Source organism: Bacillus sp. 103mf (assembly GCF_900116295.1).
GTDB lineage: Bacteria > Bacillota > Bacilli > Bacillales > Bacillaceae_G > Bacillus_A > Bacillus_A bruguierae.
Window position 1 is genome coordinate 1,251,318 of record NZ_FPAF01000001.1, and the last position, 25,216, is coordinate 1,276,533.

At 38.4% G+C, this 25,216-nt stretch carries 22 protein-coding genes and 1 pseudogene; 3 read left to right on the plus strand and 20 right to left on the minus strand.

Annotated features, from left to right (window positions below):
* Positions 1–29 precede the first annotated feature (29 nt).
* The 10 genes from murC to BM350_RS06390 form a co-directional block, all read right to left on the minus strand.
* Positions 30–1,343 (minus strand): UDP-N-acetylmuramate--L-alanine ligase, encoded by a 1,314-nt coding sequence (gene murC, locus BM350_RS06345; protein ID WP_090920545.1) that lies wholly within the window; start codon positions 1,341–1,343, stop codon positions 30–32.
* A gap of 316 nt (positions 1,344–1,659) precedes the next feature.
* A complete protein-coding gene (locus BM350_RS06350; protein WP_090920548.1) occupies positions 1,660–2,781 on the minus strand; it encodes a nicotinate phosphoribosyltransferase in 1,122 nt (373 codons plus the stop codon).
* Between the two features lie 61 nt (positions 2,782–2,842).
* Positions 2,843–6,334, minus strand: a complete 3,492-nt coding sequence (locus BM350_RS06355; RefSeq protein ID WP_090948217.1) for a DNA translocase FtsK — start codon at positions 6,332–6,334, stop codon at positions 2,843–2,845.
* Between the two features lie 426 nt (positions 6,335–6,760).
* Positions 6,761–7,591: an N-acetylmuramoyl-L-alanine amidase family protein gene (locus BM350_RS06360; protein WP_090918905.1), complete on the minus strand. Its 831-nt coding sequence runs from the start codon at positions 7,589–7,591 to the stop codon at positions 6,761–6,763.
* A 9-nt stretch (positions 7,592–7,600) separates the two neighbouring features.
* On the minus strand, positions 7,601–7,960 hold the full coding sequence (locus tag BM350_RS06365) for a thiamine transporter (protein ID WP_090918903.1): 360 nt from the start codon (positions 7,958–7,960) through the stop codon (positions 7,601–7,603).
* 479 nt (positions 7,961–8,439) lie between these two features.
* Positions 8,440–9,054 (minus strand): YtpR family tRNA-binding protein, encoded by a 615-nt coding sequence (gene ytpR / locus BM350_RS06370; protein WP_090918901.1) that lies wholly within the window; start codon positions 9,052–9,054, stop codon positions 8,440–8,442.
* The gene (locus BM350_RS06375; protein WP_090918899.1) at positions 9,051–9,863 is read right to left on the minus strand and encodes a DUF1444 domain-containing protein; all 813 of its coding nucleotides are present in this window, start codon (positions 9,861–9,863) and stop codon (positions 9,051–9,053) included. Before BM350_RS06375 ends, ytpR begins: the two co-directional genes overlap by 4 nt.
* A 222-nt stretch (positions 9,864–10,085) precedes the next feature.
* Positions 10,086–10,400 carry a thioredoxin family protein gene (locus tag BM350_RS06380; protein WP_090918897.1) on the minus strand — a complete coding sequence of 105 codons (315 nt, stop codon included), beginning with the start codon at positions 10,398–10,400 and terminating at the stop codon, positions 10,086–10,088.
* Positions 10,401–10,601: 201 nt separating this feature from the next.
* Entirely contained in the window at positions 10,602–11,111 is a 510-nt protein-coding gene (locus tag BM350_RS06385) for a DUF84 family protein (protein ID WP_090918895.1), read from the minus strand.
* 50 nt (positions 11,112–11,161) lie between these two features.
* Entirely contained in the window at positions 11,162–12,235 is a 1,074-nt protein-coding gene (locus BM350_RS06390; protein ID WP_090918893.1) for a M42 family metallopeptidase, read from the minus strand.
* A 142-nt stretch (positions 12,236–12,377) separates the two neighbouring features.
* On the opposite strand from BM350_RS06390, the gene BM350_RS06395 reads away from it, so the two are divergent.
* Positions 12,378–12,689 (plus strand): PepSY domain-containing protein, encoded by a 312-nt coding sequence (locus BM350_RS06395; protein ID WP_090918891.1) that lies wholly within the window; start codon positions 12,378–12,380, stop codon positions 12,687–12,689.
* Positions 12,690–12,993: 304 nt separating this feature from the next.
* On the opposite strand, the gene BM350_RS06400 is transcribed toward BM350_RS06395, so the two are convergent.
* The 9 genes from BM350_RS06400 to BM350_RS06440 form a co-directional block, all read right to left on the minus strand.
* On the minus strand, positions 12,994–14,145 hold the full coding sequence (locus tag BM350_RS06400) for a thiolase family protein (protein WP_090918889.1): 1,152 nt from the start codon (positions 14,143–14,145) through the stop codon (positions 12,994–12,996).
* Positions 14,142–15,014: a 3-hydroxyacyl-CoA dehydrogenase family protein gene (locus BM350_RS06405; protein ID WP_090918887.1), complete on the minus strand. Its 873-nt coding sequence runs from the start codon at positions 15,012–15,014 to the stop codon at positions 14,142–14,144. Before BM350_RS06405 ends, BM350_RS06400 begins: the two co-directional genes overlap by 4 nt.
* A gap of 18 nt (positions 15,015–15,032) precedes the next feature.
* Positions 15,033–16,178, minus strand: coding sequence for an acyl-CoA dehydrogenase family protein (locus tag BM350_RS06410; protein ID WP_090918885.1), 1,146 nt, complete (start codon positions 16,176–16,178; stop codon positions 15,033–15,035).
* Positions 16,175–17,737, minus strand: coding sequence for a fatty acid--CoA ligase (locus BM350_RS06415; RefSeq protein ID WP_090918884.1), 1,563 nt, complete (start codon positions 17,735–17,737; stop codon positions 16,175–16,177). The genes BM350_RS06410 and BM350_RS06415 overlap by 4 nt, the downstream gene beginning before the upstream one ends.
* Before the next feature lie 281 nt (positions 17,738–18,018).
* Positions 18,019–18,897, minus strand: coding sequence for a DMT family transporter (locus BM350_RS06420; protein ID WP_090918882.1), 879 nt, complete (start codon positions 18,895–18,897; stop codon positions 18,019–18,021).
* A gap of 61 nt (positions 18,898–18,958) precedes the next feature.
* The gene (locus BM350_RS06425; protein ID WP_090918880.1) at positions 18,959–19,771 is read right to left on the minus strand and encodes a TrmB family transcriptional regulator; all 813 of its coding nucleotides are present in this window, start codon (positions 19,769–19,771) and stop codon (positions 18,959–18,961) included.
* Between the two features lie 120 nt (positions 19,772–19,891).
* Entirely contained in the window at positions 19,892–20,938 is a 1,047-nt protein-coding gene (locus BM350_RS06430; RefSeq protein ID WP_090918878.1) for an ABC transporter permease subunit, read from the minus strand.
* Positions 20,928–21,785: an ABC transporter permease subunit gene (locus BM350_RS06435; protein WP_090918876.1), complete on the minus strand. Its 858-nt coding sequence runs from the start codon at positions 21,783–21,785 to the stop codon at positions 20,928–20,930. Before BM350_RS06435 ends, BM350_RS06430 begins: the two co-directional genes overlap by 11 nt.
* 234 nt (positions 21,786–22,019) lie before the next feature.
* Entirely contained in the window at positions 22,020–22,883 is an 864-nt protein-coding gene (locus BM350_RS06440; RefSeq protein WP_090918874.1) for a YtnP family quorum-quenching lactonase, read from the minus strand.
* A gap of 79 nt (positions 22,884–22,962) precedes the next feature.
* On the opposite strand from BM350_RS06440, the pseudogene BM350_RS06445 reads away from it, so the two are divergent.
* Positions 22,963–23,394, plus strand: a pseudogene (locus BM350_RS06445) (VOC family protein); the annotation flags it as partial.
* Positions 23,395–23,427: 33 nt separating this feature from the next.
* Complete coding sequence (locus BM350_RS06450; protein ID WP_090918907.1) at positions 23,428–24,024, plus strand: nucleotidyltransferase family protein; 597 nt, start codon at positions 23,428–23,430, stop codon at positions 24,022–24,024.
* A 212-nt stretch (positions 24,025–24,236) separates the two neighbouring features.
* Here BM350_RS06450 and BM350_RS06455 read toward each other — a convergent pair whose 3' ends face one another.
* The gene (locus tag BM350_RS06455) at positions 24,237–24,950 is read right to left on the minus strand and encodes an SDR family oxidoreductase (protein ID WP_090918872.1); all 714 of its coding nucleotides are present in this window, start codon (positions 24,948–24,950) and stop codon (positions 24,237–24,239) included.
* Positions 24,951–25,216 lie beyond the last annotated feature (266 nt).

A 25,216-nucleotide genomic window follows, 5' to 3' on the forward strand; every position in this document is an offset into this window, starting at 1 on the left:
GTGCATCTCTACACGTCTTTTTCATTTTCTTATTTCTTCTCCGCTACTTGCACTTCCTTTACGTAAGCAGCTTCAAACTTTTGAATATCACCAGCGCCCATAAAAATAAGTACGCCGTTTTTATGTTTCTTTAATACTTCTGTCGTCATAACTGTAACCAGCTCTGCACCATCAATGCGTTGCTGCAAGTCTTGAATTGTTAATTCTCCTCTATTTTCACGCGCAGAACCGAAAATATCACATAAATATACTTGATCTGCCTTACGTAAGCTTTCTGCAAATTCATCTAAGAATTTTTGTGTTCTAGAGAATGTATGTGGCTGAAATACTGCTACAATTTCACGTTCTGGATGTTTTTGACGAGCTGCTTCAATTGTCACGGTAATTTCTGTTGGGTGATGTGCGTAATCGTCAATAATTACTTGCTCACCTACTACCTTTTCGTTGAAACGACGCTTTACGCCGCCAAATGTTGTTAACTGCTGTTTCACAACCTCGACATCAATGTTTTCATAATGACAAAGAGCAATAACTGCTAATGCATTTAGTACGCTATGATTGCCGTAACCTGTAATGTCAAACGTCCCATAATACGTATTACGAACAAAGACATCAAATCCAGTGCCATCTGTTCGTTTTTGAATGTTACGTGCTTGGAAATCATTATCTTCGCCAAATCCATAGAAAATAACTGGTACTTTCGCCTGGATCTTTTGAAGTTCTTCATCATCACCGCACGCAATAATCCCTTTCTTCACTTGCAGCGCCATCTCTTGAAACGCACTAAATACATCATTAATGTCCGCAAAGTAATCTGGGTGATCAAAATCAATATTTGTCATAATTGCGTAATCTGGATGATATGACAAGAAATGACGGCGATATTCACACGCTTCAAATACAAAATACTTACTATCCTCTACTCCCATTCCTGTTCCATCACCAATTAAACAAGATGTAGGGCCCGCTCCTTGCATCACGTGAGATAACAATCCTGTCGTTGATGTTTTTCCGTGAGCACCAGTTACAGCAATGCTCGTATACTTGCTCATAAAATCACCTAAAAAGTGATGGTAGCGATAAATAGGCAAGTTTAGTTCTTTTGCAGCTTCAATTTCCTCATGCGTATCTGGAAATGCATTTCCTGCAATAATCACTTGTCCTTCTTCAATATTCTTCTTATCAAAAGGTAGGATAGAAATCCCACGATTTTCCAACGCTGTTTGCGTAAAAAAACGTTTGTCTACATCAGAACCTTGAACAGTGTGCTTCATATCATGTAAAATTTGCGCTAAAGCACTCATCCCTGTCCCTTTAATTCCTACAAAATGGTAAACTGTCATCTTAAAGAACCTCCAACATTTCGAACTATTCCAACGGTCTATCTATAAGACAGTATATGATTTTCTTCTTATTTTGGTAATCATCACGGATTTCTTATAATCACGTCCAAGCTTCCGTATAAGTCCATAACAAACTTATTATAGCAAAAAACAATCCGTTATACTATGATAACAGAAAAACTGATAGGGTCAATTCCCTACCAGTTTTTCCGTTTATTCTACTGTTTAAAATTAGTTATTTCCCGTCTTAACATTCAGAGAGAAATAAAGAAGATTGGTGGGGGTGAAGAATTCCCGCGCTGATGGGAATTTCACTTTATTCCGCGTCTCCTCTTGCTTGTAATTGAACTCGTTCTAAACGCGGATTTGGACGATATTTACGTCCTGCTTTCGCTTCTGGTTTTCCGTTTAATTCTACGTTATCACCTGTGAAGCCAATGTTCATTTTTAATAAACTGCTGCCGACACCATAAATATCAACAGGAACATTTTGTGCTTCAAACTCACGAATTCGTTTTTCATCAAAGCCGCCGCTTACTACGATATTCACGTGCTGGAATCCTTCGTCATCTAATGCTTTGCGAAGTGCAAAAATAAGAGATGGATTCACACCGCGCGGGTCAAATGTGCCAAGTACTTCTGGGTGACGAATGAAGTATTGATCAATCATCGTGCGAGATGTATCTACACGTACTCCCTTTAGTTCTGATCCGAACTCACGAGCAACACGAAGTGCATCTGTAATTACATCGTTATTGTAATCGATTAGTACGACTAACTCATCTTCTGGAAACTTTTTATGATATGCTTTTGCCGCTTCTACAACATCACCATTAAACATTTGAATTAAAGCGTGAGGCATTGTTCCCATTCCGCTTCTGCCCCACCATTCATTCATTGCATGCGTTGCTTGTGCGCTCATGCCGCCGATATAAGCAGCATAACCATCGCCCGCTTGTTGCGTATAATGATCATCACGGTCGCCCATGAAAATAACAGGCTTCTCTTTCTGAACGCTGCGCGCAGCTTGTACAACGTTATATACATTTGTTGCCACAGAAGTGCGGCGTCCTAAAATACCATCAATGACACCTTCCAAATAGCCGAAATACTCATACGGTCCGCGAATCGTTAATACCGTTTCAAACGGACTTACTTTATCTCCATCTTTTAAAGAGTGAATTTCAAGCTCTTCAGGATGCTCCGCAAATGTTTGTAATAAAGCAAGCACTTCATCTGTTCCACATAATACAGCATGTTCCTTTTGGAAAAATTGCATTGTCACAACGCTTCCAGCTCGAAATTCTTTAATAATATCACGAGTTTTTAAGAAATAAACCGCTGAAAACCATCCTTCGCCAACGCGCTCATCAAACTTGAACGTCTTATTTGTCAGTCGCTTTATTTCACCTTGTAATTTTAGTTCGATTTCTTTCATGTCGCTATACTCCCTACTTTACTATCCAACGTTTTCTCTTAGTATACAGCAAAACCTTTTCTTATACATGTATATCCTGCATCGCAGCAAATTCATCTTCTGTAATGAGGACATCTCTTGGTTTTGTTCCGCGTGCTTCAGAAATAATTCCTTGCGCTTCCATTTCTTCAATAAGACGAGCGGCACGGTTATAACCAATACGGAATCTTCTCTGTACAGAAGACGTGGACGCTCCCCCTTGTTCCACAACAAATTGACATGCCTCAAAGAACAGCTCATCCTCAGACTCTTGTTGTTCCGTTTTTGCCAATAAGTCTTCTTGCTGGAATAAATAATTTGGCTTCATTTGACGTTTCGCATGCGCAACAGACTTTTCAATTTCCTCATCTGAAACGTATACCCCCTGCACACGAACCGGTTTTGACGTTCCATTATCTAAAAACAACATATCACCGCGTCCAAGTAATTTCTCAGCTCCGCCAATATCAATTATTGTACGAGAGTCTACTTGCGATGACACTGTAAAAGCAATTCGCGTTGGAATATTTGATTTAATTAATCCTGTAATTACATCTACAGATGGACGCTGTGTCGCTACTAATAAATGAATTCCACAAGCTCTTGCTTTTTGAGCAATGCGGCAAATCGCTTCTTCTACATCCCCTGGTGCAACCATCATTAAATCAGCTAACTCATCAATCACAATGACGATATACGGCAACGTTTCCCCTGGAATTTCTTGTTCATTCATAATTGTATTGTAACGTGGTAAATCACGCGCACCTGCATGCGCAAACAATTCATAACGGCGTTCCATTTCATCTACTGCCCACTTTAAGGCTGCCGTTGCTGCTTTTACATCCGTAATAACCGGTGTAACAAGGTGCGGTACAGAATTATACGGCGCAAGTTCCACCATCTTCGGATCAATTAACATCAGCTTTACTTCATGTGGCTTCGCCTTATATAAAATACTTGTTAAAATTGCATTAATACATACGCTTTTTCCTGACCCTGTCGATCCAGCAATTAAACCGTGCGGCATTTTTCGAATATCCGTAACAATCGGTGTTCCTGAAATATCAAGACCAAGTGCGACTGTAAGTGGTGATTCACTTTTCGTAAAGACTGGACTTCGTAAAATTTCTCGAAGGAATACGGCTTTACTTTCTTTATTTGGCACTTCAATTCCAACCGCATTTTTACCCGGAATTGGCGCTTCAATTCGAATATCACGAGCAGCTAAGTTCAGTTTAATATCATCACTTAAGTTTGTAATTTTATTTACTTTTACACCAGGCTCTGGCTGCACTTCAAACCGAGTAACAGCTGGTCCTTGCGTCACATTCACAACTTTTGCACCAATATGGAAATTATGGAATGTCGTATTTAACAGCTCTTTTTGTTCCTCTAACCATTCAGCGGCATTTGTCGCTGGGTGACTTGGGATATTTAAAAGTGTTAATGGCGGAAACTCGTATGTTGGCGGCGCTTGTAAAACATTACGAACATCTTGCGCTGTTTCTGCAACAACTCGGTGCGTCATTTCTTCTTGCACTGGCTGCTTTTCTACTGGTGGCTTAATATTTTGTTTTTGCTCAATCACTTGTTGCGTATGAGCGGGTTGCGCCGCCATTGCTACACGACGCTTTTCTTCCAACATACGTTTATCTTGTTTCAACATCACCACATTAAACGGAACGAAACGCTTTTTCTCACGTTTTGGTTCTTCAATCACCTTTTGTTTTTGCTCCATTTTCACTTCCGGCTGTTTCCTAGCTACGTCTTGCGTTTCTTCTATTCGTACATTTGCAAAGCTTTGTACAGCTTGTTGTGTTTGCTCATCAGCTTGAACAAATTCTGCCGTTTGTTCTTGAGTGAAACCTTCTGCTTCCGGTACTTCATCAAACTCTTTGGCAACCGCTTCTTCTGTTTCCACGGATACTTCAGCTTCAAATGTTTCTTCTTTCGCAGTAAATTCTTCTATCTCTGAAAATCCCTCGGCTACAGATGTTTCCTCTTGAATAACAGATTCTTCTACGATTAAAATTTCTTCTGTTCGTTCTTCAATTTCAACTGTTTCTTCTTGCATATCAGAGTCTTCCATTGCTGAAGATGTTTCTACCACTAGCTCAAAATCTTTATCTTCTATAGCGGATTCTTCTATCTCCGCTGATTCCTCTGCTTCCACTGGCGCTTCTTCCATAACTGGTTCTTCTGTTACGAAAGATACTTCACTCATTACTTCTTCCAGTAATTTTTCTTCAGTTGACTCTTCCATCTCCGCAGATTCCTCTGCTTCCGCTGGCGCTTCTTCCATAACTGGTTCTTCTGTTATGAAAGATACTTCACTCATTACTTCTTCCAGTAATTCTTCTTCAGTTGACTTTTCTATCTCTGCTGATTTCTCTGCTTTCACTGGCGCTTCTTCCATAACTGGTTCTTCTGTTATGAAAGATACTTCACTTATTACTTCTTCTAGTAATTTTTCTTCAGTTGACTCTTCCATCTCCGCAGATTCCTCTGCTTCCACTGGCGCTTCTTCCATAACTGGTTCTTCTGTTATGAAAGATACTTCACTCATTACTTTTCCCTGTAATTCTTCTTCAGTTGACTCTTCTATCTCTGCTGATTCCTCTGTTTCCACTGGCGCTTCTTCCATAACTGGTTCTTCTGTTATGAAAGATACTTCACTCATTACTTCTTCAGTAACAGACTCTTCTATTCTCTCAATTTCTTCATTCATTTCAAAGCTTGTCTCTATAACAGTAGGTTTTTGTACTTCACTTTCAAATATATGAATTTGCTGAGTAAAATCTTCATTTCGTACGATAACATCTTCAGACATATCCAGCTGTTCTTCTTCATGGTTATGTAACGTTGCTCCATTTTTCTCTAGCCACGTATCCACAATCGATTTGCTACTTTCTGTTTGTTCTGCATTCGCTTTGACAATGGTAGGTTCAGCTTGATTTTGTTCTGTTAATCCATCTTGTGATAAACCCGAACTTATATAGCCATTCTTCTCTAACCACGCATCAACAACTGATTTTCCCTCCATTGATATTTCAATATCTTCTTGCTGCTGTTGGTTACTTTCCTCATTTGCTTTTTGTCTTGGTTTTGGACGGTTATATCCAAAAATGGGCGAAACCATTTCTGATGGACGGAACGGTCTTCGATTACTTTCATCTCTAGAAGTAGATTTTACCTTCTCAATACTTGGTTCCATATATGTCATTTCTTGCACTTCTTCTACTCGTCTTGATCGGTGCCGTTCTCTGATCGGTCTTTCTTGTATAGCTGGCTTTTCTAGACGAAATGATTCCTGCGTACTCTCGTCAAATCCATCATCAGGAATTAACGGAAAACGGAATTTACCACCCGAATATGACTTGGACGTTTGCAGCTCATCTTGTCGTTTATTAGAGTAGTAGTTTACACGAGGGATCTGAGAAGTAACTTTTTTCTCTGCAGGTGTTTCTATTGCTCTTAATGCTGGTGCTTCATTTTCTTCCTCTTTTTTAAAAAGCTTTTTCATCCAATCTAACATGCTTACCACTCTTTCTACTAAATAGTAACACCCTTTATTGTATCAGCATTCAGAAAAAAGTGCAGATGAAATTACTTTCATTTCATTTACAGAAAAATAAAAAATATTATCAAATAAAAACTGCCCCATAGAAAGTGAAACTTCCATCAGTGGAGAGTTTTTTTCATCTCCCACTGATGGTTAGCCTGCCCAATCAGGCTTCTACGGGCAGTTATCCCCCACCTATCTTCTTTAGAAAAGCGGAAGCGGCTCGCTCAGAAGCGCAGGACGCCCACGCCCCTGACAAAGAGGTGTATTTTACCTCGTAGGAAGAAGCGAAGCCACCGAACATTCTAGCCACTGGAACTGGACAATACTCTCTCTGAATCTTGAAGTGGGGGTCTTACTGCCCAAAAATAGCGGGATGAAATGGAGCTAAGAAAAAATTTACCCTTTACTCACTCGATAACTCTCAACACTATCTGCCACACTTTGCAGCAAAGAACGTAAATAATCCACATCTGATAGTTTTCTATCTTCTTCCGGATTTGACATAAACCCTAGTTCTAATAAAACTCCTGGTACCTCAGCCCAGTTAAACCCAGACAAATCATCACGAAATTTAATTCCATTTACTTGTATATTGCTATTTTCCTTCACTTTATTCACAATGAACTCAGAAGCGGTTAAACTCTCTCGATAAATGTTTTTTGTAAAAGCATTCTCTCTTGACGGCGTTAACACCGCAAAACCCTTTTCTGCTGCACTTTCCGAACCATCTGCATGAATTCGTAAAAACAAATTCGCATGATGCTCATTAGCAATTGCCGCTCGTTCTTTATTACTTATATTCACATCATGCGTTGTTCTTGTCATGACTACTTCAATGCCTTTTGCCTCTAACATCTCTTTTAATAGAACAGCAGCTTCTAGGTTTAGTTCGTACTCTCGTTTTTTCGTTACAACTCCTGTCGTTCCATCTGTTACTTTATACTTTTGTTTCGTTGCCCCTGGGCCAATTGGCTCTAATTCCAAATTCGCTTTTCGTTGATGACCTGGATCAATACATACAATGAACTTTGTTTTTTCCCTGGCAGGAGCAGGTGCTGGCTCTTCTTTCACTTGCTCAGCTTTCGTTTCATTGTTTTGTACAGGATTTTCAACATGAGGAGGCTGCTTTTCCTCTTGCTTAGTTGATGTTTTAGCAGATTCCTTCGTACATCCTATCATACAAAGTGCAGCTATTATCGTTACAAAAACCTTTTTTATGTACTTCATATTATCTTCCTATCTATGAAAAGAATTTCTTATTTGCTCTATGATTTCATCTACATGATTCGCAATACAAGCAGGATTCCAAGTACTCATCCCCCGCTCTGCAGTATACACATGTAAATTCTGTATATCTACAAAAACAGGATCACCAAGATCCGTCTCATACCCAATCACAAACCAGCTTTCTTGCCAATTTCCTTCTCTTGCTCCTACTAATGAATTTCCTTTCTTATCATACCGGTAACCAATTTGCCCACCTTCAAATTCTTGTTTATGAAATAGGTAAATTTCTAACGATTGCAATTCAATATCATGAATACGAGAAGTTTGAATGAGTTGAAACAGTTCGTAAACTTTTGGATGCTGCATCATACAGTATACCTCTTTTCATATTTTTCTAGATTTTACCTAATTCAATCTAGAAATACAATTATTTTCCTGAACAAAACAAAAAACCTTTTCTTTTTAGGATGAGCGAGAGCATCTGGACATGCATGGAAGTAACTTATCTGTTAAAAAATCCAAATGGATGTATATATTCCAAAAAAAGAGCTTATACATAAGAAAAAGTCCGTCTCCCGGACCTTTTCAATACATTTGCGTACAAGCTTTCTCCATATGTTTACGTTTAGGATTAAAGTCACTCTCCCATATTTGTGTATCGCGGTTGTAAAGTGTGTCGAACATTGTTGAAGAGTCTTTATATTGTGAGAATCGCCGATATATTTTAAAGAACGGTCGATATATTGTGAGAATCGCCAATATATCGATGGACATACAAAAAGAAAAGCTAACCACAAAAGGTACTTACGTGCCTTTTGTAGTCAGCTCTATTTTTTACAATCATATATTTAAAACTTAAACTCTTGTCCAACTTCGTAGCTGTCTTCAAGTACAAGAATTCCTTTTTCTTGCGGAGCATCTGGAAGCTCTAATTCACGTGCTGAGCAAATCATGCCAGAAGATGGAATGCCGCGAAGCTCTGCTGGTTTAATTAACATACCACTTGGCATTACTGCACCGATTTTCGCAACAACTACTTTTTGGCCTGCATCAACGTTTGGTGCACCGCATACGATTTGTAATGTTTCTGTACCAACTTCTACTTTACACACATTTAATTTATCCGCATTTGGATGCTTTTCTTTTTCTGCTACGTAACCAACAACAAATTTTGGAGAAAGATCCGCTTCTACTTTTTCTGTAAAATCGTTCTTCGCTAAAATTTCATTGATCTTTTCAACAAGCTCTTTCGTTAATGTAAGATTACCTGTTTCTGTTATTTCCATATAAGAAGAAGCATTAAAAATGTTAAATCCTGCTGTTACATTGCTTTCGCGATCGAAAACGCGTGCTACATCTCCAATACGTTCAAATGTGCGGTTTTCTAATGTAATATCTTGTAGGGCAACAATTAGTGTATCCCCAATACCTTCAAGGTTATAAAAAACGTTCACTTTGTTCATCCTTTCTCTTTTTCACTTCGTTCCTTCCGATTTTTCGCCAAAATAAAGATTGGTTCGAAATTACCATCTTCATATACGAATGAAAGTGATGTAATCGGAACATGACCTTCTGCAAAAAACTTCATTGTCATTTGTGCAATAATATCATAACCGATTTTGTCCACGATATCAGCAACAATTAATACATCTTGGTGCGGAACTGCAACAACCATATCACCTGAAATTTGTTTACGCATCTCTCGTAATAATGAATCGTTTAAAATACGGCTTGCATCATACCCGTCATTTGTATTTAAGAAATAAAACGTATTTCCAGCGACCTCATCTCGTTTAAAATCAGTGCGTAAAGAGCGCACATTGAACAATGCCATTTCACGCACTTGTTCTTCTGTCATCCCGATTTGCTCCAGCAAACGCTGATCAATAAGGCGGTATGTTTTATCTGAATCTAATGCATAGTAAATACGTGTTTCTGCTGTATGTTCCGTTATGACAAACGGATTTCCTTTTTCTGCTTCTTTCGGAAAAGAAGTTGAACGGATAACAGGCAAAATTTTCGCCGTACTCGCTACTTCTTTATGCATCGCAACGAGGGCTTCTTCTACGTAATAGACAACTTCTTCAATTGCCTTCTCTTTCTTTACCTCCCACTTCGCTACAATACCTGGAAGAGAAACCGTAATTCCCTTTTTCGTATTTGTTTGCTCAATGCGAAGTGTTTCCTTTTCACTATCGTACTGAAAGCTCCACTCTGCCCTTGCAAGGCGCTTCATCAATTCGTCTTTCATCTTTTTACTCGTCATTTTCATATCGTTTACCTCCCTTCCGAAAAAAACAACCTCCACATATGAAGATAGAGGTTGTTTTTCGCATTCTAATTAACTGGAAACAGCTTACCCCGCATTAACGGACAGTAACCCCCACTCAAGATTCAAAGAAGATAGGCGGGGGATAACTGTCCGTAAAAGCCCGATTGGTTCAACTAACCATCAGTGGGGATGAAAAAAATCCCCACTGATGGAAGTTTCACTTTATTTTAAACCTTCAATGAACTCTTCAATTTGCTCTTGTGTTTTACGATCTTTGTTTACGTAGCGGCCAATTTCTTCTCCCTTATTGTAAGCGACAAAGCTTGGAATACCAAATACGTCTAATTTGATGCATAAATCGATGTACTCATCGCGGTCTACATAATAGAAAGAGAACTCGCTATATTTTTCTTCCACTTCTGGCATAAATGGATCGATAAAGCGGCAATCTGGACACCAATCTGCTGAGAATAAAAAGATCACTTTCTCTTCGTTTTTCAATTCTTGAAATTGCTCCATACTTTCTAATGATTTCATTTATATTTCCTCCCTAAAAAGAAGTATGTATTTACTAATTTAATCTTACTTTATATTTAAATTGATTTTGATTTAACCCTTGCATGTGGCAGAAAAAGGCCCTGACCGCTTCAACACACGGCCAGATGCTCTCGCCCCCCTAAAAAAGGTGGTTTATAAATTGTATTTATATACTACCATACATTGCTCGCAGTGCAAGGTTTATGCTTTGCTTCTGTCATACATATATTGTCCAACCAATAGCTTCACAACATGCACAAACAAGTCCGTCCGATCTACATAATTGTTTGTAAAAATACCGATTGCTCCTTCATTGCTGCGGATGTCACGTTGCTTCGTATAGTCTTCCATCACTTCACTTAATTCTTTTCCTTCTTCAAGAGGCTGAATAAACTCATCTGGCAGTTTCATACGTGCTCCGCCTGCGGTAAATAGCTTACCCTCTTTCGTCGCTAAAGCACCCCAGTTACACATAAACAAGCCATGGTCTGTATGCATCACGCCGCCTTCTAAACCAATTCCAATATCCGCTTTTCCTTCTGCTAATGCTAATTTTGCCCGGTTACTTGCACCTTGCAGCGTTTCTTCATCAGAAAATGGTTGCGCGGGCACATGAGACGGGACAGACAATGAAACAATTTCTGCTTCTGTAAGTACTTGCTGAACCGCATTTACTTTCACTTTGTTTTTTGATCCAACTGCTACTTTCATGTTTTCACCTCAAAATTTAAAAAGAAAAGGCCGCATTCGGCCTTTCCATATTAAACATTTTCTTTAATTGTTTCAAATGTTGTTTTATCTGTTGCTTTTACTAATTGAATCAGCAATTCTTTCGCTGCTGCATAATCATCAATATGTAAAATCGAAGCATGTGTATGAATGTAACGAGCACATACACCAATCACAGCAGATGGTACACCAGAGTTACTTGTATGTACGCGTCCTGCATCTGTACCGCCTTGTGATACGAAGTATTGATACGGAATGTTATGTGTTTCCGCTGTATCTAAAATAAATTCACGAATGCCGCGGTGTGTTACCATAGAACGATCATACAAGCGAAGTACAGCACCTTTTCCAATTTGACCAAACTGTGTTTTATCTCCTGATGCATCGTTCGCTGGTCCTGCATCTAACGCGTAGAAAATATCAGGCTGAATCATATTCGCAGCTGTTTGTGCACCGCGAAGGCCAACTTCTTCTTGTACAGTTGCACCAGAATATAGTGTATTTGGCAATTTTTCATCTTTTAACTCTTTCAATAACTCAATCGCAAGGCCGCAGCCATAACGGTTATCCCAAGCTTTTGCCATAATTTTTTTTGGATTTGCCATCGGTGTAAACGGACAAATTGGCACAATTTGCTGACCAGGTTTCACACCAATTTCATGTGCTTCCTCACGGCTATCTGCACCAATATCAATTAACATGTTTTTTATATCCATTGGTCTGTTACGTTGTTCATCACTTAATAAGTGCGGAGGAACAGACCCTACTACACCGATAATCGGACCGTTGTCTGTCATAATTTGTACACGCTGTGCTAGTAATACTTGGCTCCACCAGCCACCTAATGTTTGAAAACGAACCATTCCGTTTTTTGTAATTTGCGTTACCATAAAGCCAACTTCATCCATATGACCAGCTACAAGAACACGCGGGCCATTTTCGTCACCCTTCTTTAAACCGAAGATACTCCCTAAACGATCTTGTACAATTTCATCTGAATATTTGCTCAGTTCTTGCTTCATAAAGCGACGCACATCATGCTCAAATCCTGAAGCACCTTGCAGTTCTGTTAACGTACGAAATAGTTCCATTGTCTCTTTATTCATCGCGGTATCCTTCCTTCAATCCAGTAATAGAATCACTCTTTTCATTGTAACGAAATTTTCGAAATCTTTCTAGTTTCTTCTTTTTTTATGTAATTTGATTTATACTTATGAAGAGAAACTTTAATAAGATAGAGGTGAATGTATGAACTGGAAAAGCTTATTAGCGGGTGTTGGTTTAGGATTTGCAGCTGGGTATGTTGTTGCAAACAAAGTACAAGAACAGTCCCACATTTCTTCTGAAAAAGCATTAAAAATGGTGAAACAAGCATTAAGTCATAAGGGTGAAATTACAGGTTCTTGGGTACATATGGTTCCCGAGACGTTTGAAAAATATGATGTTACTTACGATGTATACCGCGGCGGTATTACAACATTATTACATGATGTACAAGAACGATTTGAATTTTTAGTAGATGCAAAAACAGGTACAATCTTAGAAGTAAAAGTTGCTTAATATATAAATCCAAATTAAAAAACCGACATAAAACCTTTCTTTTTAGATGGGCGAGAGCATCTGGCCATACATAGCAGCGGTCAGGGCCTTTTTCTGCCACATGCGAAGTTCAAACAAAAGGAGAAAGCAAGTAGCAGACTCCTTTTGTTTCTACATAGCAGCAATCTATCTGTCAAAAAATCAAAATGGATTTATATAGAAAGGGTGCAGATTTATTTCTGCACCCTTTTACTTATAACATCAATGTATCAACAGAAAGTCTTTATATATTGGCGAGTTTACAATATACGACATGAATCTATGGTTATATTCTTTCAATAATTGTCGCCGTTGACATCCCATGTCCGATACAAATCGTAAGTAAGCCGTATTTTCCGTTTCTTCTTTCTAATTCATGAAGCAGGGATGTCATCAATTTCACGCCTGTTGCTCCAAGCGGATGTCCTAATGCGATGGCACCGCCGTTCACATTTACTTTATGTAAATCTGCTTCCAGTTCTTTTTGCCATGCAAGAACAACAGAAGCAAATGCTTCGTTAATTTCTACTACGTCCATATCATGAATTGTTAAGTTTGATTTTTGCAGTACTTTTTTTGTCGCTGGAATGACGCCGTCCAGCATCATTGTCGGATCTGAACCAACAACAACTTGATTCACAATCCGCGCCCGCGCTTTCAGCCCTAATTCTTTCGCTTTTTCGCTATTCATTAACAAAATAGCCGCTGCTCCGTCACTAATTTGACTCGCATTCCCTGCTGTAATCGATCCGTCCTCTTTAAATACAGTTTTTAAATTGGCTAATGCTTCAAGAGAAGTGTCTGCTCTTGGTCCTTCATCATTTATAACAAGTATTGCATTGCCTTCTTTATCTATCCCATTTACTGGGACAATTTCCCGCTTAAAGTATCCCGCTTCTATTGCCTGTAGTGCGCGCTGATGGCTTTCATAGGCATAGTTATCTAGCTGCTCTCTTGTAATTCCATATTTTTCAGCAATCATTTCTGCTGATACACCTTGATGTACAAATTCATATTTTGCATGAAGACTACTCGGAATTGTATTCGCATTGCCATCACTTAAAATTGGTACTTTTGTCATATGCTCAACACCAGCAGCAATGGTAATATCCATATCACCAGATTTAATTTCTTGCGCCGCAAAATGGATCGCTTGTTGCCCCGAACCGCAAAGACGGTTAATTGTTACGGCAGGAACTGTAATTGGAAAATTTGCCTCTAAAGCAGAAAGTCTACCAATATTAAAACCTTGCTCAGCAATTGGTGTCACACACCCCATGACAATATCTTCTACCATTTCTTTTTCTATATTTGCACGCTTCGTCACCTCATTCAGTGCAACTGCTGCAAGTTGCACTGGATGAAGTTCACGAAACGCACCGTTTCTTTTTCCAACTGGCGTACGTACCGCTTCAACAATTACAACTTCTCGATTCATATTTTCTCTCCTACTTTCCCTTTTTCATAATGATAGAACCCTTTTCCTGTTTTCCTTCCAAGATGTCCTGCTTCTACAAGTTTTACAAGTGTTTGCGGAGCGCGGAATCTATCACCAAACGCTTCACTTAAGCCTTGACTTGCAAATAGCATCGTATCTAACCCAACATAATCCGCTAACTCAAATGGCCCCATCGGATGGTTCAAGCCAAGTTTAATTGCCTTATCAATTTCCTCTTTACTTCCTATCCCTTCTTCATACATACGCATACACTCTAACAAATGCACCGCAACCGCTCTCGAGGTAACAAACCCTTGCATGTCTTTCACAACAACGGTTTCTTTTCCAATCTCTTCTGCTAAATCTTTCACTACTTGTATTGTATGTTCCGCTGTATCAACTCCTCTCACAATTTCAATCAGTTTCATAACAGGTGCTGGATTAAACCAATGCATCCCTAACACTTGCTCTGAGCGATTTGTCGCACTTGCAATCGCCGTTACACTTAATTCAGATGTATTTGTCGCAAGAATAGTCGACTCGGAAGCATAGCTATCTAGCTGTTTAAAAATCTCTTTTTTCAACTGCAAATTTTCAGGAGCAGCTTCAATAATAAGCTCTACATCTTTACATACTTCTTCTAGCGTTATAGTAGACATGATATTTGCAAGCACTTGCTCTTTCTCTTCTTCGCTCATCCGCCCAGCTTTCACAAAACGTTCTAGGCTTGTTGTAATCCCTTTATATGCTTTTTGTATACTTTCTTCTGAGACATCATACATTTTTACGCACTTTCCGCCCATCGCTAATGCCTGAACAATACCACTTCCCATAATCCCAGCACCGATCACCGCAATATTTTGAATCATCATTTTCCTCCCCTTTCATTACAAACCCATACTTTTCGCAATAATATTTTTCATAACTTCATTTGTCCCCGCATAAATAGCGCTTACTGGAATGTCTCGGTATCTTCTTGCAATCTCGTATTCTTCCATATACCCATACCCGCCGTGCAGCTGCATACACTCTGCCGCTACCTTCTTTGCAATAGCTGTTATCCACCACTTTGCCATCGACACTTTCGTCACAATATTTTCGCCTTGCATATGCTCTGTAATACATTCATTCACAAATGTGCGGCCAATTTCAATTTCTGTATACATTTCGGCAAGTCTAAATTGGACAGTTTGAAAATCACTTATACTCTTCCCAAATGCTTTTCGTTCTTTTACATAGTCCTTTGTTAAACACAGCATCACTTCCGCTGCTGTTATTGCCGCAATTGCAACAATGAGGCGTTCTTGCTGTAATTTATCCATTAAATAGTAGAAACCTTTTCCTTCTTCTCCTAGCAAATTCGAAACAGGAACTTTCACATCTTCAAAAATAAGTTCGGCTGTATCTTGGCTATGCAATCCAACTTTTTCGAGTTTTTTCCCTCTCTTGAACCCTTCCATTCCTCTTTCTAAAACGAGTAAACTAATCCCTTTATGCGCCGGTTTTACAGTTGTATCTGTCTTACAAACAACAACGACTAAATCCGCATGAATACCATTTGTAATAAATGTTTTTTCACCATTCACAACATAGTGATCACCTTCTTTGCGTGCCGCCATACGAATACTAGCTAAATCAGAACCAGCTCCTGGCTCTGTCATCGCAATGGCAGTAATATATTCACCGCTCACACATTTTGGAAGCCATCGTTTCTTTTGCTCTTCCGTTCCATATGCCGTCAAATATGGAACGACAATATCATTGTGTAAACCGATTCCTACTAAACTTGAACCAACCTTTTCTAGTTCTTCATTAATTACTACAGAGTATCCGAAATCAGCTTCAGCCCCGCCGTACCTCTCTTCTACCATTGGACAAAGAAAGCCGTTCTCTCCCATCTTCCTCCAGAGAGACCGCGGAATGATACCATCTTTCTCCCATTGGTTATAGTGCGGATACGCTTCCTTTTCTAAAAATTTACGGAAAGCCTCACGGAAAATGTGATGCTCCTCCTCTAAATAGGCATGCTTCATCGTATTTTTTTCACCTCAGACCCTTGATTACGTAAAATAAACTTTTGAATTTTCCCGCTTGCATTTCTCGGCAGTTGCTCCGTAAATACATACATACGCGGGCGTTTATAATCAGCCAGTTTATCGCTTTGTTTACAATATTCATCGAGCATTTCTTCTGTAAGAGACCCGTCCTTCGAAACAACGTACGCAATGACGCGCTGCCCCCACAGGTCATCCTTCTCTCCAAGCACCGCAACATCTAACACACCTTCATGCGTGTACAAAAAGTCCTCTACTTCGCGTGGATAAATATTCTCTCCGCCGCTCACAACCATATCATCAACTCGGTCGGCTACATATAAATATCCATCCCTATCTACATAACCTAAATCTCCTGAATGGTACCATCCTTTATATAAAGCCTTTTCCGTCGCCTCTTGATTGTTGTGATAGCCCGCCATCACACATGGGCCTCTCATAATAATTTCTCCAATTTCATATGGAGGTAACACATCATCCGGCTCAGACGGCCCATCATCGTTCGGACGAACAACATGAATTTCATGATTATACCCAGCCTTTCCAGCTGAACCTACTTTCGAAAGCTGCTCATGCTCACGTAAAAATGTAACGGCCGGTCCCATCTCTGTCATTCCATAAGCTTGTACTAATGAAACATTTAACTTTTCATCGCAAGCTTTTACAAGTGCAGGTGCCATCGAAGCTGCTCCGTATAAGCCGTATTGAAGCGATGATAAATCATACTGTGATAAATCTTCCTGCAGCAGCATATTCCACATTGTCGGTGCAGCAAACATAACAGTCACCTTTTCATTTTGAATCGTCTCCAAGACAAGCTTTGTATCAAAATGATGAAGAATGATATTTGTCGCACCGCTATGCACCCTCGGAATAAAACAACAATGAAGCTCCGCACAATGAAACATCGGTGCTGCCACAAGGCCGCGGCTATTTTCCGTGTAATGTAAATAAGCAACGCCTATCAAACTTTGATCAAGAATTTCCCGGTGGCGATGAAGTACACCTTTTGGATGTCCTGTTGTTCCGCTCGTATACATAATGGAACAAATATCATCTTCCTTTACTTCTACTGTTTCAAAATGCGGCGTGGCACTACATATTTTTTCTTCATATGAAACAGAAAATGTTGGTTCATTTTGATCGATATACCAAAACTGAATGTGAGGAAATTGTGTATGAATGCTTTGTATTTGAGAGGATAGTTGCTGTTCAAAAAGTACGATTTTAGGAGAAGCATCTTCTAATATATAGGCAAGTTCTTGTGGTTTTAACCGAAAGTTGATGGGATTAAATACAGCTCCAATTTTTGCGCAAGCAAAACATGTCGTCGCTAGTAGTCTACTATTAAAAAGAAATGTCGAAACGCAGTCACCTTTTCGGATCCCGCTTTGTTGAAACGCATGAGCCAGTTTATTTACTTGCTCATTCCACTCTGCATACGTCCAGCGAATCTGTTTTTCAGGTTCAACAATCGCTTCCTTATTCGGATAACTTCCGGTCGTTAATTCCAATAGTTTCCCAATGGTCATATACACGACATCTTCCCCCCTATTCATTAAAACGCTTTTATTTCTTAAAATTATCTTCCTATTAAACAAGATAGCTCGAGAAATATTATAACAATTTTCAGAATACTTTACAGGTGAATTTTTCGACAAATAGAGACAACTATGATTCGCTTTGATAGTTAGAAAAGATAAACAAATAGCATTTGACTTGTTCATCAAATGCTTCGTTAAGAAAGAGTTTTAACTCGTATTTATATATAAACAATCCTTGATAAACAAACTCTGAACAGATTTTACACGTGTAAAATTTAAGCTTTCGCTAATTGTCGTTCTTTTTTCGGAGAATAACTCATTCCCGCAAACACGAGAAAAATACCGAGAAGCTGATACAGATCAGGACGGTAATGTAAAATCGTAACATCTAGTAAGATTGCGACTATCGGATCAACAAAGACTAAAATAGCAATTGTTTGAGCCTTTAATTCTCGTAAACTACTAAAGAATAAATAAAACACAAATCCTGTATGAATAAATCCTGTAACAAGGATATACAACCAATTTTCAGCGGTAAGATGCATAAATTTTGACCAATCCACAAATGGAATCAATAAGATTACACCGAGACTCGTTTGAATAACGGTTGTTAACAATGGGCTAAGTGTTTGAATTCCCTTTCCTGTGATGGAAGTAAGTGCGTAGAATAATGCTGCAGCAAACGCCCACAGTACACCTGTAGATAAAAATTCGGAAACGCTTGTATGTTGATGAATCCCTCCAACTAACAATGTGCCTATAAAGCAAATAAAGAAAAAGAACAATCCTGTTCCTGTTATTTTTTCTTTAAAGATAACAGAACCGAAAAGAAGTACAATAACAGGTGCTAAATGATAAATCGATATCGCTACAGTAATGGGCATGACTTCAATGGAGCGAAAGAAAAAGACCCAGTTTATAATAAGGAATAGACCACATAGTAAAGCAAGTACATACTCCCGGCGTGGAATAAAGTTTTCATGCTGCTGTTTTGTTGTGAATGTGCGAAAAAACCATATCCCCCCTAATAGAATACTTGCACAGAGGCAACGCACAAAAACCAATTCAATTGATGGGAGACCTGTTTTGATTGAAAATAGACCGATGGAACCAAAGATAGCCATAGAGACGACAAATTTTAATTTCGCGTACATGTAACCCCCCCTAAAGTAGTCATAGTTATAACGACTATTGTTTTGTGCTAAAAAAACAGCTTTATACGAAGCTGTTTTTTCCTGTCATGACATGAATTAAATCTTCTCTTGTCTTCCATAGACTATCAAGCTTTTCAGGACCGAACGCAGTTGTAATTTCTTCTACCATAATGTCGTGCCGAATGTATTCGGTAGCAATTAGAACGAGCGCAGGATCGGTTGACTTCACAGCCCATTCTGAACCTCTGTCACTAAACTTAGCAATTAAAGCTTCTTCTTCATCTCGAACGAGAATCGTCAAATACCCACCCATCCGTTTACTAACAATGTCCGGTGCCATATAGTTGTGATGATACGTGTGCCCTAGCGTCTTATCTTCTGCTCCAAATAAAACTGTAAAAATTGGGATTGATCCTTCTTTCTCTCGAACAGCTTTTTCAATGTCTTTCACAATAGGAGACCAAATCGATAACCAAAGTTCTTTGTTTGCATCCCGAATCATCGAAAGCATTTCTTGAACAATATGTTCATACTGAACAATTCTCGTTACAACATCTATCTTTTGATCACTTTCTAACGTCGTAAGAAATGATTCTAACACTTCTAATGACGCATCCATCTCTTCTTTCAGACGAGCAAGCAACAGCTTCGGTTCAACAGGCTTATAAACAATCGGATCAGAAGGAACCGTTTGAATCGCTCCTTTATCAAGCAATTTTCCTAATACCTCATAAATCATAGAGCGCGGAACACCGGAACGCTTACTTAATTCATAACCAGTGATGGCGGGTGATTTTAATAAACCGATGTAAGCCTTACACTCATATTTTGAAAATCCATGTTTTTGCAATTCGGTAATTGCTTTTTCTTCCATAAATCCTCCTTTATAGTAGTTATTGTATTAACTACTATAAAACATTTACATCAAAATGTCTATATTTTCAGACACTTATTCAAAACATGAAAAAGTATCAGTCAACATAGACCGATACTTTTACTCATACGATCTATCTTTTCCTTTGTACAGCGGCTTCATATTTGCAAATCGAAAGTTTTCTGCAGACATCACTGCTTTCTTTTCCTCCACTGATGAATCTTGGTTTTTCTGTGGAATAGGCATAAACCTCGTATTATACTGCTCTTTTATTCCTTGAATTATAAGATTTAAAACAAAAATCGATATTGTAAAAGCTACTAACGGTGCCAATATAATCCACGGCGCTGTTAACAATTCATTTTTGTTCAATCCTATTAATCCCGACCACTCATTTGTAAGGGAAAATGCAGTAGAGGGACCTCCGAAAGGATCCTGCACCATTTTTCTTCCACCAATTAATACTTTAAAAAAGGCCATATGTATGAGCAGCGTAAATAATTGAACTGCTTGTTGCAGAAAAAGAATAACAAGAATTTCTTTCAATGAGAGCCAAATATGCTTTCGAAACACATGCATTTTTCTACCACCGAGCACAATGGAACTTGTAATATAGTCTTTTTTCATAAAAAGATTAATCTCTTGGCTAATGTAAAGAATGAGATTTGGCAATGTAAGAATACAAAGAATTAGAAATTGCTTAATAACAATAGATTCCTGAAAACCTGTCTGCTCGCTTTGGACCATTAGCGGCATCATGAACAAATAAACTAAAACAACTGTCGGAACATAGAAATACACCTTACACACTTTTTCAATGAACTTTTGTACTAAAGGTGGTGTATATGCTAGGAAACTTCCTAATAATGTCCCAAGTACAAGCTGAATCAAACAAATTCCAAATACAAATAAAATCGTAAACTTTGCGCCAATAATAAGTTTAAAGAATAGGTTATATCCACTTCGATCTGATCCAAAAGGCGGCATTAATAAAGGGTTAAACGGTGCACTATGCGAAACGTGACCGTCAGCATCTTTTATTAATACTTGCGTCTGAGAATACAGATCTTTTCCATACCATGTGAATAAAAAACTAGCTAACACAATTCCGCTGAAAAAAGAAAGGCCGATCCAAAAACGTTTCGAACGGAACATGCTATTTTTCATTTGCAAGTCCTCCTGTCGTACGTTTTATTTGAAATTGAGCAAGAGTGAACATGGTGTAAAATGGAATGAATAATAAAAAAATCCACCATGCGAACGTGACAGGCTGTAATGCTAATGGTTTTAAAATGAAAGACATATATCCATTTATATTGAAAGCAGCTTCTACAAGTAGCAGACTTGAAATTATGAATAGAAAAGTAGATTGTAAATGGTTGAATAGATGATAGATTACATTACGAAATAAATGAACAAATAAAATATATTTTCTGCTTAGGCCCTTTGCCCTTGCAAATTCTACATAAGGTTTATGTTGTTCTTCTACTAAAAATAAAACCATAATCCGGAAAAAGTGAAGAGCAGGTACAAGGCTCATCGTCACAATTGGTAAGAAATAAGCTTGTTTACTACCGAATGCGTAAATATTTACGAAATTAACTCCTGTTTGTTTATATAGCCAAACAAAAAATAGTTGCAGCATAAAAATTAATAACAAATCAGGAATTGATTCAATTAACACTAAACATCGTTCAATTGCTTTTTTCACTTTCAAAGAAGAAAGTACGTACCCAAAAGAAAGACCGGTAGCCATCACAACTGTTAAAACAGTAGATGCTAGTAAAATAATACCGGAATACATATACGGCTCCCAAATTACGTCCCAAAACGGAACTTGGCGTATAACCATATGGTTATTAATAGCAGGCCCTGCTGTAAACAGTCTTTGTAAAAAGGTAGTAAAGCTAAGGGAGGCCCTCCCTAAAAAAACAAATGGTACATAACTAATAGCTATAATAACAAGGATACAAATGCAGAATTCTATACATTTCTCGATAAAAAACCCCTTCATTTTGAATCTCCTCGCATCATGATTTACAATATTAAATACGTTAACTATATAAATCTATGTTAATTTTTTGTCATATAAGCGGCTGCTATGCAGTCTCCCTTTGTTTTAATCCTTGTACGTGGCAGAAAAAGGCCCTGACCGCTTCTATGCATGGCCAGATCCTCTCGCCAACCCTAAAAAAAGTTCGTTTTTCAACTTGGATTTATATAGTACTTAATGATTAACAACCTTTCGTTACACTTCACTCGTCACTTCTATCTCTTTTCGTTCTAACTTTTCTACCATATGCCCTTCTTCATCCCATTTCACCGCACGGTAATAAGCATCATGATAGAACGTAAACCATGCTTCTTTCTCTACGCCGTATTTCATCCACTTTTGTTTACTTTCAATAGATGTCATCGGATAATCATCATAGGCCATGACCCACAGTACATTTTGATGTGCATGTGTTGGCAGTAAATCCGCTAAGTGAAGTAACGTTTCATCTTTACTTTGTGCAATGACAGCCGCATGTCCATCACTATGTCCACCTGTATGAACCATTCGAATATCATCTGTAATACGTACTTCTTCTGTAAATGTTTGTACTTGATCTACAATTGGCTCCCAATTTTCTTTCCAATATGTATTACGTGAGCGGATATTCGGATTTCTCATTTCATCCCATTCTGTTTGTGATACATATATTTTTGCATTCGGAAACGCCGGAACAAGCTTTTCACCTTCCCATTTCGTTAAACCAGATGCATGATCAAAATGAAGATGCGTCATTAATACATACTGAATATCTTCTGCTTTTAGCCCAAGCTGAGCGAGCGATTGTTCAACAGATGACTCTTCTGTCACCCCTTGATTTCGCTTCATTTTCTCATTCATCTTGTTGTTACCCATCCCTGAATCGATAAGCATATTTCCATCTTTTGTTTGCAGCAGCAATGGATCTGTTCGTAAATAAATTTGATTTTTATCATTATGGCTATATTTGCGTGACCAAAGTATTTTCGGTACAACGCCAAACATTGCCCCGCCGTCTAAATGTGTATTTCCTCCTCGCAGCCATGTTACTTGTATATCTCCAATTTTTAAATGTTCCATTTTCTGTATCCCCCTTTCTTTTTATGTTATCATATAATTCAGAAAAAATAGTCTACAAAACGAAAAAGGAGCCATTTTCATGATAAAAGGACTATACGAAGCACATCTTCCTGTCAGTAATCTAGAAATATCTATCGCTTTTTATGAATCATTAGGTTTAAAACTATATAAAAAAGATGAAACAGTAGCTTTCTTTTGGATTATAGAAGGACAGAGCTGGTTAGGTCTTTGGGAAGGAAGCGAATACCAAACAAAGCACCATCCTTCTCTTAGACATATCGCCTTTCAAGTAGATTTACATGATTTAGAACATGCAATGGAGTGGTTAAAAGAAAAGGGAATTCAAGCACGAAAAGATTTTGGAATGGAGCCTATCGAACCAATCGTATTCCCAAATCAAGCACATGCCTCTGTATATTTCGATGATCCTGATGGCAATAGCTTAGAACTAATTGCTCGCCTTCCTTTTGAATTAGATCGAACGGATAAAATGTACTTAAGCGAATGGAAGGACATAACAAAAAAAACAGAAAGACACATACCTATGAAACTAACAAACGAACAAGATATCATTCAATTAGTACAAAAAGATCCGTGGATGATGGATATATTACAAACTGTTAAACAATTACACTTACCTGATTGGTGGGTGTGTGCCGGATTTGTCCGCTCAAAAATATGGGACACTCTGCACGGGTTTGAAGAAAGAACGCCCCTTCCAGATGTTGATGTTGTTTATTTTGATGCGGAAAATATTGATGAATCCGAAGAGAAAAAATACGAAAAACAGTTGCTAAATATGTCGCCAAATGTACCTTGGTCTGTTAAAAATGAAGCAAGAATGCACATCATTAACAACATGCCGCCCTTTTCTTCTTCAGTAGATGCTATATCAAAATTTCCAGAAACAGCAACGGCGCTAGGTTTGAAATTAAACGAGCAGGATGAAATTGTATTAGCTGCCCCTTGGGGTGTACAAGATGTCATTAACTTAGAACTACGACCGACTCCTTGTTATGAAGAAACGAAGGAATATGCACACATGTATGAGGAACGTGTACTTACGAAGAAATGGCAGGAGAAATGGAGTAAGGTGAAGGTTTTTTATCCTCTAAACGCTATATATATAAATACAAATTGAAAAACCGACATAAAAACCCCCTTTCTTTTTAGGGGAGGGCGAGAGCATCTGACCGTGCATTGAAACGGTCAGAGCTTTTTCCTGCCACATGCGAGGTTTAAAAAAAAAGGAGCAAGCAAGGAGCGGTCCTGTTATGTTCTGCATAGCAGCGACTTATGTGTCGAAAAATGAAAAACGCTATTCTCTTAAAAAGAATAGCGTCTTCCATTCTATTAAATTAACGTATGCCCACCTTCAATATGAAGAACTGTTCCTGTAACAAATCCGTTCTGCATAGCATATAGTACAGCTTGTGCTACATCTTCTGCCTTACCTACTCGCCCCGCAGGAAGTTTATTTCCTAAATCAGTATAGAATTTGTTACGTGCTTCTTCTGTCATTTTGCTTCGTGACGGTGTATCAATAATTCCTGGTGAGACAACATTCACGCGAATTGGTGCTAGTTCTAGCGCTAATGTTTGACCAAGGTTAGAAACAGCAGCATTGACTGCACCAAGTGTCGCCGATCCAATCATAGATTTATAAGCGACAACTCCGGAGAATAAAGTAATTGAACCATTACCAGTAATTTTCGGGGCACCATATTTCGCTGCATAAAATTGTCCCCAAAATTTATTTTCGAATAACTGACGTGCTGCGGCTGTATCTGTATCAATAAAAGAACCTCCAGATGTTTCTGCTGCGGTAACAACTAAATGATCAATCGTGCCTGTTTGTTCAAAAAAGGATTGTACTTGTTGTTCTTGCGTTGTATCAAGCACATGAATTGTTACGTTTCCTTTTAACTGATCCTTTGCCCCTTGCAGTTTTTCCTTAGAACGACTAGCAATGATGACCTCAGCTCCTTGCATAAGTGCAAGTCTTGCTGTTTCTAAACCAATCCCAGAACTTCCACCGATAATGACAATTTTCTTATTGTTTAGCATGTTCATTTCCCCCAGTTTTTTTGTTTTGTTTTACTGAGGTTATTGTAATCCCAAAGCTTCCTTTTTTGAAGTAGTGATATTTAATTCACATAGTTACATTTTGGAAAGTTCCTTTTTTATAAAGAATGTGCTTCTATCACCATACATACCTATCAACCTAAGGAATTTTAATCCCCCCAAGTACCAAAAAGTGCGAATTTCTTACGCTAAGGTTTTCTATTTACGGAAAACCTTAAGTTATGAACTTCTTTATAGAGAATCATTGA

Coding starts and splice junctions, on each gene's coding strand:
- BM350_RS06360 (WP_090918905.1), bottom strand. CDS start 7,591: ATGAAGTACATAAAAAAGGTTTTTGTAACGATAATAGCTGCACTTTGT.
- BM350_RS06455 (WP_090918872.1), bottom strand. CDS start 24,950: ATGCTAAACAATAAGAAAATTGTCATTATCGGTGGAAGTTCTGGGATT.
- BM350_RS06440 (WP_090918874.1), bottom strand. CDS start 22,883: ATGGAACATTTAAAAATTGGAGATATACAAGTAACATGGCTGCGAGGA.
- BM350_RS06435 (WP_090918876.1), bottom strand. CDS start 21,785: ATGAAGGGGTTTTTTATCGAGAAATGTATAGAATTCTGCATTTGTATC.
- BM350_RS06375 (WP_090918899.1), bottom strand. CDS start 9,863: ATGAAAATGACGAGTAAAAAGATGAAAGACGAATTGATGAAGCGCCTT.
- BM350_RS06425 (WP_090918880.1), bottom strand. CDS start 19,771: ATGGAAGAAAAAGCAATTACCGAATTGCAAAAACATGGATTTTCAAAA.
- BM350_RS06410 (WP_090918885.1), bottom strand. CDS start 16,178: ATGAAGCATGCCTATTTAGAGGAGGAGCATCACATTTTCCGTGAGGCT.
- ytpR (WP_090918901.1), bottom strand. CDS start 9,054: ATGAACAAAGTGAACGTTTTTTATAACCTTGAAGGTATTGGGGATACA.
- BM350_RS06405 (WP_090918887.1), bottom strand. CDS start 15,014: ATGATTCAAAATATTGCGGTGATCGGTGCTGGGATTATGGGAAGTGGT.
- BM350_RS06390 (WP_090918893.1), bottom strand. CDS start 12,235: ATGAATAAAGAGACAATGGAACTATTTCGTACGTTAACAGAACTGCAA.
- BM350_RS06350 (WP_090920548.1), bottom strand. CDS start 2,781: ATGAAAGAAATCGAACTAAAATTACAAGGTGAAATAAAGCGACTGACA.
- BM350_RS06400 (WP_090918889.1), bottom strand. CDS start 14,145: ATGAATCGAGAAGTTGTAATTGTTGAAGCGGTACGTACGCCAGTTGGA.
- BM350_RS06450 (WP_090918907.1), top strand. CDS start 23,428: ATGAAACTAACAAACGAACAAGATATCATTCAATTAGTACAAAAAGAT.
- BM350_RS06355 (WP_090948217.1), bottom strand. CDS start 6,334: ATGTTAGATTGGATGAAAAAGCTTTTTAAAAAAGAGGAAGAAAATGAA.
- BM350_RS06395 (WP_090918891.1), top strand. CDS start 12,378: ATGAACTGGAAAAGCTTATTAGCGGGTGTTGGTTTAGGATTTGCAGCT.
- BM350_RS06420 (WP_090918882.1), bottom strand. CDS start 18,897: ATGTACGCGAAATTAAAATTTGTCGTCTCTATGGCTATCTTTGGTTCC.
- BM350_RS06380 (WP_090918897.1), bottom strand. CDS start 10,400: ATGAAATCATTAGAAAGTATGGAGCAATTTCAAGAATTGAAAAACGAA.
- BM350_RS06365 (WP_090918903.1), bottom strand. CDS start 7,960: ATGATGCAGCATCCAAAAGTTTACGAACTGTTTCAACTCATTCAAACT.
- BM350_RS06385 (WP_090918895.1), bottom strand. CDS start 11,111: ATGAAAGTAGCAGTTGGATCAAAAAACAAAGTGAAAGTAAATGCGGTT.
- BM350_RS06430 (WP_090918878.1), bottom strand. CDS start 20,938: ATGAAAAATAGCATGTTCCGTTCGAAACGTTTTTGGATCGGCCTTTCT.
- murC (WP_090920545.1), bottom strand. CDS start 1,343: ATGACAGTTTACCATTTTGTAGGAATTAAAGGGACAGGGATGAGTGCT.